Below are 11,555 nucleotides of genomic sequence, written 5' to 3'. Positions count from 1 at the left end.
TCGCTGACTCCGGTGAACAAGGTGTTTGCTGAGTAATTCAATTTGAAATTGGAGGTTGTCAGGACCCTTCACGTTATGGTAATTTATTTGTCACTCTGACTATTTGATTTTTAACTAATATGAAAAATATGACAATCGTCATATTGAAAATGCATTGTCAAAGAACAGTGCGATCAAGTCTATAGATAAACTAGTTTTCGGATTAATTTTTGCTTGCCTTAAAGGGAGGTCGCTTTGGACTATAATTTCCAATAATGTTGATCAGCGACAATCAGGAAGGTCCAAGATGAATACAATCGCCAGTGTTGATAGTTTGACTTGTCCTGAATTTCTGGCCATGGAGCGTAGTGTGATAGATGACTTTGTCGATTGCACGCGCGAAGCTTGCGAAGAAGCAGAGGCCTGCATCAAGGAACTTAATCACCAGGGCGGAGCTTCTTATCTGCACCGCTTGTTCCGTGCCATGCATTCTCTCAAGGGCAATTGTCAGATGGTGGGCTTGATTCCCTTTGTTGAGTTGTTGCACAGGCTTGAAGAAATCGTTGCCAGGGTGAGGGCAGAACAAGATATCTATTTCCGCGAACTCGGCGAATTTCTGTTGTTGGCTATTGATGAAATTGAGGATTTGCTTAATGAGCTGATTTCCCATGGATGCACCAGCGATGTCAGACGCCGGCAGTTGTATGAGCTTTGTGATGCGCTGCAAAAAACTGGCAGTGGTGGTCTTCAGCCACAACAATTCAAGGACGCAATTGATTTGCTCGACGGCAAGGTTGACAACAGGGACGGTAATGTCAAAATACCCAGGGTGCTGCTCGAATTGCCGGATGACCTGGCAATGATGCAAAAAATTGCCCGACAAATAGACCGTCTCAACATTTACCGAAAGAATCGCAGTGAACAGACGGCACAATTAACCGAAGCCTTGAACGAAGCACTGGGCCTGCCGGCAAATGCCAGGCAACTGGAGGCGGCATCTTTGATGCATGATGCTGGCATGGCTTTTATCCCGCATACGATCTTCAATAAGGAAGCGGGCCTGTCGAGAGAGGAGTTGAAAATAGTCCAGGAGCATGTAATAACTGGCAGTCAGCTCTTGCTCCGTTTTGGCGGATGGGATGAAGCGGCACGCATGGTGCTTGATCATCATGAGCGCTTTGATGGCAGTGGTTATCCAAATGGCCTTTCGGGACAGCAGATACATCCGGGTGCTCGTATGCTGGCTATTGTCGATGCTTTTTGCTCGGTGACGAATGAACGTTCTGATCGCAGCTACAGACGTAGCCTGCTCAGTGCCATTTCAGAAATCAATGCCAACCGCGAAACCCAGTTCGATCCTGACATGGTAGATGTCTTCAACGATGTCGTGCGCAAGCTGCTTGCCAGACAAACGTAAGCTTTTTCTGATGTATGCAAATTACTAACCTACCTGACTTCCAATACAAAGAATTTGGCCTGCGTAATATACGGCACAGTGATATACCACAGTGGTATGCCTACTTGAGCAAACCACATGTAATACAACATACCAGCTGGAACTTGACGGGTGCTGATGATTTATTGCCACAGTTCGACAGTTATCTTTCAGATGAGCCCAATTCGCCGATACGCCTGGCGATTGTCAGGAAAACCGACGATCTGTTGATCGGTACCGTTGGTTTTCATACGATATCTGGCCTGAATCGTAGTGCCGAATTGGCTTATGACCTGGCGCCCGAGTACTGGGGGCAGCGCATAGCACAGGTGACAAGTGAGGTGCTGTGCAATTGGGGTTTCAATGAGTTTGCCCTGAACCGCATACAGGCAACTGTACTGGAGAGCAACATCAGTTCTCGCAAGGTGCTGGAAAGGACGGGATTCAGACAAGAAGGCTATTTGCATGCTTTTCGCATGGTGCGTGGCAAACCCGGCAATTTCTGGATGTATGCGAGACTGCACCCAGAGTTGAAATGGAATGAGGCGCCTGCAGCCTGAGTGTTACAGAGTGTTAAGACCGTTGTGTCAATCAGGCAAACATCACGGTTTTCTGTTGGACATCCTGTCAGGGAATGAGGTAGGCTGGAACTGTAATCCTGCGGGCAGGCAAGTTAATTGGCACAATGCCTAATCCAGCCGCAGTGCCGCTCAGCCCGACTTGACTGGAAGCCTTATGTTGTCAAAACGCTCAAAGGAAGAGGTGGTCTTGCTAATGCTTTGCGGCCTTAGCATACCCAGCATACTTCCCTTTGGCATTATTCGTTTGCTGCAACACCACTGGATACTGGCTGCCGTCGACCTGATGATCGTCTTTGGCATGCTTTGCATTACCCTGTTTGTCTGGCACACCAGGCGGGTGCGCGCAGCCGGTATTGCCGTGACGGTGTTTTATTCTGTGGGCATGCTCGCTGCCATTTATATCAAAGGGGTGTCCATCGTGTATTGGGCTTACCCGACCATGATTGCTGCTTTTTTTATACTCAAGGCAAAAGAAGCTCTGGCCATCAACAGCATATCCCTGCTTTGCCTGCTATGGATATTGCAACCTGCCATGCCCTTGTTTAATCTATCCAGCCTGGTAGTCACGCTGATGCTGATCAATTTGTTTTCATACATTTTTTCCGAGCGTACTGATTTGCAGCATGTGGAATTGAATCAGCAAGCTGAAAAAGATTTTTTGACTGGTGCCGGGAATCGCCGCGCCTTTGACAGGCAGATTCATGCCATGAACACGCATGAGACAGGTATGCATGACACCTGCTTGCTGATACTGGATCTTGATCATTTTAAAAACGTCAACGACCAGTTTGGTCATATGGTCGGGGATCAGGTACTGATCAATTTCTGCTCCCTGATGCGCATGCGTTTGCGCAGCGGGGATCATTTTTTTCGTTACGGCGGTGAAGAATTTGTTGTCGTTGCGACAGGGGTTGACAGTGTTGCCGCTGCCCGCCTGGCGGAAGAATTGCGCAGCCTGGTCGAAAAGTCAGTATTGCTGCGCGATTTCCCGATTACCGTATCCATCGGTGTTGCCAGAAGACGCCAGGACGAGGACGGGGAATCCTGGTTCCGTCGTGCCGATGCCATGCTCTATGAAGCAAAACTATCGGGGCGCAATGCGGTGCGGGTGGATGGGCTCGATTCCGAATGACTGCAACGCTTGCCCGACTGATGCGGGCCAGTCCCTGGTTTTTCTCGGGACACAGTTTTTTTGCTTATGGCTGAGCTGACTCATCATTGAGTTTTTCCTGTTCGCTGGCAGGACGATAACTCCAGGCTGGCATGAACAGCAAGACAAACAGTGATATTAAAGCAGTAATGCCGCTGATCCAGATGACGAACTGATTGGCGGCTATACGCTCCGGGTAGATGTGGATGACGGCACCCAGGCCTATGGCATTGGCGGCGATCACCAGCACAGCGCTTGCATAGTCCTGGAAGCGCCTGGCCTTGTTGGCCATGATGGCCCAGCGCGGGTCAGTGTTGTAGCTGGGCAAGTGGTAATGGGCGTTTTCCAGTCTTTCCAGGGCGGACAGGAACTGGCGCAGATTGGTGATGGCACGTTCAGCCTTGTAATTCAGGAAAGCCAGGCAGATGGAAGCGACGGGGAAACCCAGCACCAGCCATTCTATGGGCAATTTACTATTGCTTTCTCCCGGCTTCAAGGCAACCAGGGCCGCCAGCAGACTAACCACCAGGGTCACATACAGTGCCAGTGACTGATGTCTTTGGGCGATGCGGGTGTTGACTTCCTGGTTGGCGGCAATGAAACGGTAGTTGGCATCAACATGGGATTTGGACATACAGCACTTTCTGCAATCAGACAATAATAGCGAGGGGGTCTATTATCGCCTAATCCGTGGCGCTGCGATGCTTCAAAATGCCCAGGTCGCTGATACATAGGCCATTCTACTGTCAGGCAGTAGGGCGAGTATGGCCTTATTTGGGCCACCATACAGGCGCAGGCCGCCATTGATGCTGATTCTGTCACCTTGCCAGCCGAGGGCGGCAGTGATGATGCGGCCATTATCTTCTGGAGTCCACAGCACATCGAGCGAAGGTTGCCAGCCATTTTCTTGCCAGCTCCAGCGAGCAAAAACATTTTTGCGACGGATATTGCCTGACGCTGACAGAGCCTGGTTTTGCCAGGCCAGGTTATAGCCGATTTCACGCTGGAACTGTGGCAGATAGTTCAGGCTGTTGCGCAAATCCTGGTTACGTCTGTTCCAGTTTTGCCAATCCTTGCCTGACAATGCCGTACCGTCCCACCATGCTTCCAGGAAGAAGCTGTGTTGTGACTCGGTTGTGTAATTTGCTCCAAGCATGAGTTGTACTGCATTGTCCTGCGTGCTGTCCTGCCAGGGTGAGCTGCGTTGTAACAGATTGGCGTCATCATTCATGCGCAAGCCGGGGGTGTGCTTCTGATAGCGTACTGAAGCATGTACTTCCATTTCATCCGTCGCTACCCAGGACAGGGCCGCACCAAGGCTGGCACCGTTCCTTTGACCATAACGTGCAAACCCATGCAGATCAACCCCGTTTATGTGCTGGTATAGTCTGGCTGCCAGTGCCTGTTCATCCGCCACGTTGTTGGTCGCTGCGTGGACTGGATTGACCCAGACCAGGGACAATGAAGATTTTGCCGTGAAATAATCAAGGCTGGCCAGAGGTTTGCCGATGACGGTATTACTGATCAGGGAGCGACGTTTTTCTTGCGCCACGACGTCATTTGGCCGAAAACCATAGCCGACGTCCCAGGCGATGGTTTTTTTTCCTGCACTGAGTTGCCAGGCGCCATCGCCAAAACTGCCATACAGCTCATTGAGCCAGGCTGTTGCCTGGGTATGGCTGGCGTCATTGGCCTGGGCTTGCAGGGTGGCGACGGCATTGATGCTCTTGAAACTGGCGCGCAATTCAGTCTCTGCTACTGCCAGCTGGCTATTGCTGCTGTTAAGGCCAGGATTCAATTGAGTGGCCCATGCCATAGGACTGCTGCTGTTGCTGCCATAGCTGTTGAGCAAGCCCCTGACCTGACCGCTGAAATCGAGATCGCTGGCCATTGCCCCGGTACTGAACAACCAGGTCGCCAGTATAGAGAGCGTAGCAGTACGGAAGTTGGGAGCAGAACCTTGATAGGCAGACATGATTACTCCAGGTTGGGGTTCTTGGCCAGGAACATGGGGTTCAACCATTGTTCAGGTACGGTTTTCTGCTTGCGACTGACATAACGCACGCGGGTTTCTTTATGACTGCTTAATTGATCAAGCAGGACCATCTCGGCTACCTCGTTTTTGTCGAGAACAAAGCTGGCTTGCTTGGCCAGTTTTTCTGATTGCACGAACAAATCTGCCTTGACCGGTTCATGGTGGTTCTTGCTCAACCATAACTCTATGCGCTGGTAAGCAACAGATTTGCGTACGGCGTTCAGGCTCAGATGCAGGCATGCTCTCTCTCCGCATTTTTCTTCTCCGATTATCTTGCCGGTATAGTCTTGCGCCCAGCTCATGGTGGCGATGTCACCGATAGAAGCATCGCCCAGCAGTTTTTGCATGGGAGTGATGCGCAATGGTCGTTGACTGCCTGGCAGCAGCATCCAGAAATCATCGCCCAGCATCAAAACCTTTTGCCCTTTTTCTGCCGGACTCTGCATCAGTACCAGGGACTGGTGATTGATCTGGCTGAACACCATGTAGCTGCGTTCTTTTTCTTTGCTGCCATCTTTGGCAAAGGTGGTAATCCGGGTTTCCACCTGCATGTTTTCTGTACCAATGCGGTATTGATCAGCAGCTTTCAATATGTCGCTGATGTCGGCTGCCTGCACCGGCATAGCGGCGATCGTGGCGGCAACGAGCAGCAAGGGGGAGATGATTTTCATGTCGTGTACCTGCTATTATTAGTTATGGGCGAGTGCGTCAACGATAGGCTGGCGCAGGGTTTTACGGGCGATGAAAGCAGATGACAGCATGGACAGCACGACCATCGTTACGAGTGTGACCACGTACATGGCAACATCAATGCTGATCAGCAGCGGGTAGCCGCTGGAACGGCCAGGCGGTGGCGGCATCTGCACGGGAAAAACCGTCAGCAGCAAGGCAATACTGATGGCCAATACTGCGCCGAGTGCTGCACCTGCTCCACCCAGAAACATGCCTTCAAAAGAAAAGCTGCGTATCAATTGCCCGGGCAAGGTACCCATGGCGCGCAGACTGCCTATTTCACGAGTGCGTTCGATGATGGCCATGGCCATGGCATTGGCGACCACAAACACAACAATGACACTGATGATGGCGCCAAGTGCACCAAAGATGCGGTTGTAAAGATCCCTGACCGACTTGTAAAAGAAAGCCTGTTCCAGCCAGTTCTGTACGGTCAGTTCAGGGAAAACCCCGGCCAGCCTGGCCTGGGCCGGCATGGTTGCTTCCATGGAATTCAAAAACACACCCAGGCTTGATACCCGCTTGGTATTCAGAAGTTTTTGCGCAGTCTTGATGTTGGAATAGACGAGGCGTTTATCAAGGTCGGGCACACCTGTCGATACGATGCCCTTGACGGTGACATCAACGGCATTGAGCGCACCATCGGTGGTGCTGGCCATCAGTGTCAGGGTGCTGCCGGGCTGTGCCTTGAGGCTGCGTGCCAGACCTTCACCGAGTACGATTTCGGCTTCTGCCGAATCGGTCTGGATCAGCTCGCCTTTTTTCAGGTCCAGGGTCGGTCCCTTGACAGAAAATTCGGCATCAGGATCTATTCCCACTGCCAGCATGATGGTGGACTTGTCGCCATTGCTGATCAAACCGCTGTATTCTATGCGTGGCAAGACATAGCGCACAGCCGGATCAGCCAGTATTTTCGCCTGCAGGGATGCAGCATCATCAAGACCGTATTGCAAGGGCACGTCCTGGTCACTGGTGAAGTGCTGGGGTTTGCCTATGATCAGATGACCGGTACTGCGTGCCGATATCTGTGCCAGGCCCTCATAGGTTGAATAGGCAAAACCACCGGCGAGCAGGATGGCGGCAGTACCCAGTGCTGCTACTGTCACGGTGACGGCAGAGCGGCGGCGATTGCGCAGGGTATTGTAGAAGGCGAATTTTAACCAGCTCAGTTTCATTGCAGTCTCCCGTCCAGCATGGATACGATGCGGTCACTGCGGCTGGTCAGCCGGCTGTCGTGACTGGCGATGATGAAGGCAACACCTTCGGCATGTCCGCGTTCGCGCATCAGGTCAAGTACCTGGTCTGCCGTACGCGAATCCAGGCTGGCAGTCGGTTCGTCCGCTATTACCAGGCTGGGGCGTTTGATCAGGGCACGGGCGATCGCCACGCGCTGGCGCTGCCCGCCGGACAGGGCGTCGGGCAAGTGCTGCGCATGCTCATGCAGGCCCACAGCCTTTAACTGGGCAGCGACGCGTTCACGCCTTTCCGCAACCGGTACCCCGGTCAGAAACAAGGGGTAATCGACATTTTCGGCTACGGTCATCACCGGCACCAGATTGAAGCTCTGGAAAATGAAGCCTATGGTGTCGCGTCTTTGCAAAGTCTTTTGCGTGTCACTGTATTGGTTGATGTTGACACCGTTAAGGATGATGTCACCTGAATCGGCTTTATCGATCAGTCCGCACAAATTGAGCATGGTGCTCTTGCCGCTGCCCGACGGGCCTGTCAGGGCTAGCAGTTCACCACGTTCAAGGCGCAGATCAATGCCTTGCAGGGCTTTGACCACATGGGCGCCAAGCTGGTAAGTCTTGTGAACCGCGTGCAGTTCTATAGCGGGAGCCAGATTCATGATGGCAGTCCTTTGAGCATGGCTTTGGCTGCTGCTGCCTGAGGGGTATTGAGCTGTATGACGTCATTAAGGTAGCGGCGTGCATCGTCATTGCGTTTTTGTTCGCTGGCCAGACTGGCGGCGCGCATCAGTACCGAAGCTTTGAACCCTGGTTCTGCCTGGGCGAACTGCTTGTGTTCCAGCACTTCACTCAATAGTTTGGCACCGCGCGGTCCACGGTTCATGAAGGCTGGTACAGCCAGAAAGGTGCTGGCTGCAACATATTTGACCTCCAGCACGACGGGTGTACTGCCATGTCCCTGGGCATTCTCATTGACGGCTGCCAGTTGCAGGGCTTTATCCAGCATGGCCATGCCATCTTCTGCAAACGACATTTTTTTCCAGGGTAAGCTCGTTGTGACAGCCAGTTTGCCTGTACTTGCACCGGCATAAGCCATGATCAGCGGACTGCCTGGATCTTGCTTGAGTAATTCATTGAATGCATTTGCCGTGCTGTCCTCACTACCCTTGGCGGACTGGACGAATTGCTGGAAGGCTACCTGAAACTGGCTGTCGGAAAACGCCAGAGCCTGGCTGGAAATGGCAAAAAACAGGCTGCTGGCCAGCAGGAACTTTTGACCGGTGTTGGTTTGTGGCAGGGACATGCTGATCTCCTTGATTGTTGTGGCATGAATGTGGCGCAAACTTCTGCGACTGAAGCAAGATTAAATTGCCAATAAGCAGCCGACCATGAGGATGCGACCAAGCCCGAAAGTGAGGCGTGAACTGTCGCCACAGCGGCGCGAACGGTAGGCTGGTGAAAACAAAAGCAAGAGTTGTTTCGCAAGGTCCTTTTATGCTGTCTGCAGAGAAAAATTTCCCGAATCGTGCAATACTTGATTTCTTAAGAACACAAATAACGAGACCATGAACAATCTGCCCAAAGAATTCATTGTGAATAAAAGCAATTTGCTGGAATCCAGGTTCATTCCATTGCAGGTACCTGCCGCATCAGATTTGCAGCCAGGGCAGGTGGTGTTGCAGGTGGAACGATTTGCGTTCACTTCAAACAATGTGACCTACGCCGCTTTTGGCACTGCCATGCAATACTGGAATTTTTTTCCTACGGAAGAGGGCTGGGGCAATATACCGGTATGGGGTTTTGGTGATGTGCTGGCCTCAAAAGCCGATGGAGTGCAAGTCGGTGAGCGTTTTTATGGTTACTTCCCCATGGCAACGCATTTGACGGTGACTGCGACCAGGGTGTCAGATAATGGCTTTACTGATGGCGCAGAACACCGGCAAGCCATGCATGGCCTGTACAACCACTATGTCAGAACCAGCACTGACCCTGGCTATACCAAAGAATCGGAAGATGTACAGGCCTTGTTGCGCCCCTTGTTCATTACTTCTTTCATGATTGATGATTTCCTCGATGACAATCAGTTCTTTGGCGCAAAAACTGTGCTGATATCGAGTGCGTCGAGCAAGACCGCCTATGGTCTGGCTTTCATGCTGTCACTGCGCAAGAACAAGACTTGCAAGATCATAGGCCTGACCTCGCCAGGCAATCTGGAATTTGTCAAAAATATGGGCATTTATGATGAGGTAGTCGCTTATGACGACGTCACCTCTTTACCTGCAGAACAGGCGGTTGTGTATGTGGACATGGCAGGTAACGGGCAACTGCGCAGCCAGTTGCATCATCACTTCAAGGATAATATGAAATACAGCTGCGCCGTTGGCGGCACCCACTGGGAAGAGCTCAGCGGTGCGTCGGCCTTGCCAGGCGCCAGACCAGTACTGTTTTTTGCACCTGCACAAATCAAGAAGCGCATGGCCGACTGGGGGCCGAACGGTGTGCAAAGCAAGTTGGCGCAGGCCTGGCAGCAATTCATGCAACCTGTTTTGTCAGCCGAAAAACCATGGATGCAGATCATCCATGGTCAGGGGGAAGATGATGTGCGCCGGGTCTATAACAGCATGCTGAGCGGAGCAGCAAGGCCGGATCAGGGTAATGTATTATCTTTGTGAAATGGTGGCAGTTATTTTCGCCAAAGGGCGGGCAAGTCGCCAGACCTCCTGCCTTTGGTGATGGCTGCATTGATTATTTTAAGGGTGTCAGGTTTGGCCATGTAGCCAGCGGTAAAGTGAATGTTGTCGACCAGGAAGGGTTTGGCAAAAACTTTCACACCATAGTTCGTTTGTGCCTCCGTGCGCAGGTTTTTTTCATTTAGATACAGGTTGAGCTCTGTCTCCAGTTCTTTGCTGCCGGCCATGCGGGAATTGACCAGCATGACATCCATGCGCCCTGACAACAGTTTCTTGAGCCGGGAACTTAATTGTGGCTGATCTTCTTCCACTTTGAACAAGTGATTGCGCATGCTGTCTATCTCATCGCCAAAGCGTATACCCCTGACGATGCCGACAGATTTGCCTTTCAGGTCTTTGATGCCGGTGAATTTCATTTGCATGTCGTCACGGGCAACCACCCAGACAAAATCTGAAAAGACGGCTTCGGAATAGCGCATGGTCTTCAATCTTTCGCTACTTCTGGATAAACCAAAGGCCAGGCCCTCACCCTTGCTGACATTCTCTATTACGCGGCTTAGCGGGTAACGGCGTATCTCGAATTGCACACCCATGGCACGCTCAAAATAGTCAATGATTTTTTGGTTTTCTGGGCGTATCGGTGCAATCTCACCATTTTCGTCGCGTGACTCTGCCAGCAGCAGAGGGATGACTGTTTTTGCATGTGTATTCAACGGCAAACAACAGACGAAAATAAATGCCGCTCGTCCTGCAAGAACATGGAGGAAGGGAGTCAGTCTGTCGCACATGCAGTCATCAAGGGAGGGGTGGCGGTTGATTGATCTTACCAGCTTGAAGTGGGAGGGGGAGACTAATGTAGTTTTTTTGTTGCTTTGAAGTATTTTTTATATCTGTAAAGAGATGCAATGCTTTTAAGCATATCATTTCCTCAAAAAACTGAATTATTTGCTAAGATGATAAAAGCATGCAGGCAAACTTGAGGTGAACAGGCGTTGTCTCCTGTTCGGCGATTTTCTTGTATGCCTGTTAGTGTTATTTCTCGTGTGCTTTCATTTGCCTGGCAAGGGGGATCATATGCCTTTAGTTACCATCACCGTCTGCAAGCCCAAATCCCTGCTGTTCAAAGAGACCGTACTCAATGCCGTTCATGCCGCTCTGATTGAATCGGGGGTGCCGGAGACAGACAGGTTTCAGCGTATCCTGGAACTGCCGGAAGAGAACTTTCGTTTTGACCCCAGTTATCCTGATTTGCAAAAACCCAGGAACCATGATTTCGTCCTGATAGAAATTCTCTGGTCCATAGGCCGTAGTGTCAAAGTAAAGAGAAAATTGCTGGACAGCCTGATGAAACGGCTCTGTTCCAAGAGCATGAATCCTGAAAACATCATGGTCTGCTTCAGGGAAACTGCCTGGGAAAACTGGTCGTTTGCCGGTGGTCGTTTGATACATGTTGACGCACCCGAGGATGAATAGCCGATGACGGACAGTATCCGTGAACTGAAGAGCCTGGGACCAAAGTCGCAGGCCATGCTGGCTGCCGCCGGTATTACCACCGTCATGCAACTCAGGGAAGCTGGCGCAGTAGCTGCTTATGTCCGGGTGTTGAAAACCCAACAGGGCGCCAGTCTGAATTTATTGTGGGCCCTGGAATCGGCATTGACTGGTGTACCATGGCAGCAAGTGTCGCGTGAGCAGCGTACCAGCCTGTTACTGGCGGTTGATGCCTGCAGGGATGCTCAAGTTATGGATAAAAAACGATGATA

At 51.4% G+C, this 11,555-nt stretch carries 13 protein-coding genes; 6 read left to right on the top strand and 7 right to left on the bottom strand.

All coding sequences use genetic code 11. The annotated features are described in order from the left end of the window. Window positions 1–286: 286 nt before the first annotated feature. From LZ463_RS08675 to LZ463_RS08665, 3 genes are all read left to right on the top strand, one after another. Complete coding sequence (locus tag LZ463_RS08675) at window positions 287–1,396, top strand: HD-GYP domain-containing protein (protein ID WP_241455228.1); 1,110 nt, start codon at window positions 287–289, stop codon at window positions 1,394–1,396. A gap of 14 nt (window positions 1,397–1,410) precedes the next feature. Further along, window positions 1,411–1,974, top strand: coding sequence for a GNAT family N-acetyltransferase (locus LZ463_RS08670; RefSeq protein ID WP_241455227.1), 564 nt, complete (start codon window positions 1,411–1,413; stop codon window positions 1,972–1,974). A 175-nt stretch (window positions 1,975–2,149) separates the two neighbouring features. Then, a complete protein-coding gene (locus LZ463_RS08665; protein WP_241455226.1) occupies window positions 2,150–3,127 on the top strand; it encodes a GGDEF domain-containing protein in 978 nt (325 codons plus the stop codon). 64 nt (window positions 3,128–3,191) lie between these two features. Here LZ463_RS08665 and LZ463_RS08660 read toward each other — a convergent pair whose 3' ends face one another. The 6 genes from LZ463_RS08660 to LZ463_RS08635 form a co-directional block, all read right to left on the bottom strand. Beyond that, on the bottom strand, window positions 3,192–3,779 hold the full coding sequence (locus tag LZ463_RS08660; RefSeq protein WP_241455225.1) for a hypothetical protein: 588 nt from the start codon (window positions 3,777–3,779) through the stop codon (window positions 3,192–3,194). A 72-nt stretch (window positions 3,780–3,851) separates the two neighbouring features. Then, window positions 3,852–5,120, bottom strand: a complete 1,269-nt coding sequence (locus tag LZ463_RS08655; protein ID WP_241455224.1) for a hypothetical protein — start codon at window positions 5,118–5,120, stop codon at window positions 3,852–3,854. A 2-nt stretch (window positions 5,121–5,122) separates the two neighbouring features. Then, window positions 5,123–5,851, bottom strand: coding sequence for an outer membrane lipoprotein-sorting protein (locus LZ463_RS08650; protein WP_241455223.1), 729 nt, complete (start codon window positions 5,849–5,851; stop codon window positions 5,123–5,125). An 18-nt stretch (window positions 5,852–5,869) separates the two neighbouring features. Then, window positions 5,870–7,087, bottom strand: a complete 1,218-nt coding sequence (locus tag LZ463_RS08645) for an ABC transporter permease (RefSeq protein WP_241455222.1) — start codon at window positions 7,085–7,087, stop codon at window positions 5,870–5,872. Beyond that, the gene (locus LZ463_RS08640; RefSeq protein ID WP_241455221.1) at window positions 7,084–7,761 is read right to left on the bottom strand and encodes an ABC transporter ATP-binding protein; all 678 of its coding nucleotides are present in this window, start codon (window positions 7,759–7,761) and stop codon (window positions 7,084–7,086) included. The genes LZ463_RS08645 and LZ463_RS08640 overlap by 4 nt, the downstream gene beginning before the upstream one ends. Next, window positions 7,758–8,405 carry a hypothetical protein gene (locus tag LZ463_RS08635; RefSeq protein ID WP_241455220.1) on the bottom strand — a complete coding sequence of 216 codons (648 nt, stop codon included), beginning with the start codon at window positions 8,403–8,405 and terminating at the stop codon, window positions 7,758–7,760. Before LZ463_RS08635 ends, LZ463_RS08640 begins: the two co-directional genes overlap by 4 nt. 262 nt (window positions 8,406–8,667) lie before the next feature. Here LZ463_RS08635 and LZ463_RS08630 point away from each other — a divergent pair, with 262 nt between their 5' ends. Then, window positions 8,668–9,774 carry a DUF2855 family protein gene (locus LZ463_RS08630; RefSeq protein ID WP_241455219.1) on the top strand — a complete coding sequence of 369 codons (1,107 nt, stop codon included), beginning with the start codon at window positions 8,668–8,670 and terminating at the stop codon, window positions 9,772–9,774. Between the two features lie 11 nt (window positions 9,775–9,785). Here LZ463_RS08630 and LZ463_RS08625 read toward each other — a convergent pair whose 3' ends face one another. After that, entirely contained in the window at window positions 9,786–10,505 is a 720-nt protein-coding gene (locus LZ463_RS08625) for a substrate-binding periplasmic protein (RefSeq protein ID WP_241455218.1), read from the bottom strand. A 361-nt stretch (window positions 10,506–10,866) separates the two neighbouring features. Here LZ463_RS08625 and LZ463_RS08620 point away from each other — a divergent pair, with 361 nt between their 5' ends. Together LZ463_RS08620 and LZ463_RS08615 are read left to right on the top strand one after the other, a co-directional pair. Beyond that, on the top strand, window positions 10,867–11,265 hold the full coding sequence (locus LZ463_RS08620; protein ID WP_241455217.1) for a tautomerase family protein: 399 nt from the start codon (window positions 10,867–10,869) through the stop codon (window positions 11,263–11,265). A gap of 3 nt (window positions 11,266–11,268) precedes the next feature. Next, window positions 11,269–11,553 carry a TfoX/Sxy family protein gene (locus LZ463_RS08615; RefSeq protein WP_241455216.1) on the top strand — a complete coding sequence of 95 codons (285 nt, stop codon included), beginning with the start codon at window positions 11,269–11,271 and terminating at the stop codon, window positions 11,551–11,553. Window positions 11,554–11,555 lie beyond the last annotated feature (2 nt).

Source organism: Undibacterium paludis (assembly GCF_022568815.1).
Lineage (GTDB): Bacteria > Pseudomonadota > Gammaproteobacteria > Burkholderiales > Burkholderiaceae_D > Undibacterium.
This window is presented reverse-complemented; position numbering and strand designations above follow the sequence as displayed.

Excerpts from the sequence above, each read along its gene's own strand:
- LZ463_RS08660 (WP_241455225.1), bottom strand. The coding sequence starts at position 3,779 with ATGTCCAAATCCCATGTTGATGCCAACTACCGTTTCATTGCCGCCAAC.
- LZ463_RS08675 (WP_241455228.1), top strand. The coding sequence starts at position 287 with ATGAATACAATCGCCAGTGTTGATAGTTTGACTTGTCCTGAATTTCTG.
- LZ463_RS08655 (WP_241455224.1), bottom strand. The coding sequence starts at position 5,120 with ATGTCTGCCTATCAAGGTTCTGCTCCCAACTTCCGTACTGCTACGCTC.
- LZ463_RS08620 (WP_241455217.1), top strand. The coding sequence starts at position 10,867 with ATGCCTTTAGTTACCATCACCGTCTGCAAGCCCAAATCCCTGCTGTTC.
- LZ463_RS08670 (WP_241455227.1), top strand. The coding sequence starts at position 1,411 with ATGCAAATTACTAACCTACCTGACTTCCAATACAAAGAATTTGGCCTG.
- LZ463_RS08645 (WP_241455222.1), bottom strand. The coding sequence starts at position 7,087 with ATGAAACTGAGCTGGTTAAAATTCGCCTTCTACAATACCCTGCGCAAT.
- LZ463_RS08650 (WP_241455223.1), bottom strand. The coding sequence starts at position 5,851 with ATGAAAATCATCTCCCCCTTGCTGCTCGTTGCCGCCACGATCGCCGCT.
- LZ463_RS08635 (WP_241455220.1), bottom strand. The coding sequence starts at position 8,405 with ATGTCCCTGCCACAAACCAACACCGGTCAAAAGTTCCTGCTGGCCAGC.
- LZ463_RS08615 (WP_241455216.1), top strand. The coding sequence starts at position 11,269 with ATGACGGACAGTATCCGTGAACTGAAGAGCCTGGGACCAAAGTCGCAG.
- LZ463_RS08640 (WP_241455221.1), bottom strand. The coding sequence starts at position 7,761 with ATGAATCTGGCTCCCGCTATAGAACTGCACGCGGTTCACAAGACTTAC.
- LZ463_RS08665 (WP_241455226.1), top strand. The coding sequence starts at position 2,150 with ATGTTGTCAAAACGCTCAAAGGAAGAGGTGGTCTTGCTAATGCTTTGC.
- LZ463_RS08630 (WP_241455219.1), top strand. The coding sequence starts at position 8,668 with ATGAACAATCTGCCCAAAGAATTCATTGTGAATAAAAGCAATTTGCTG.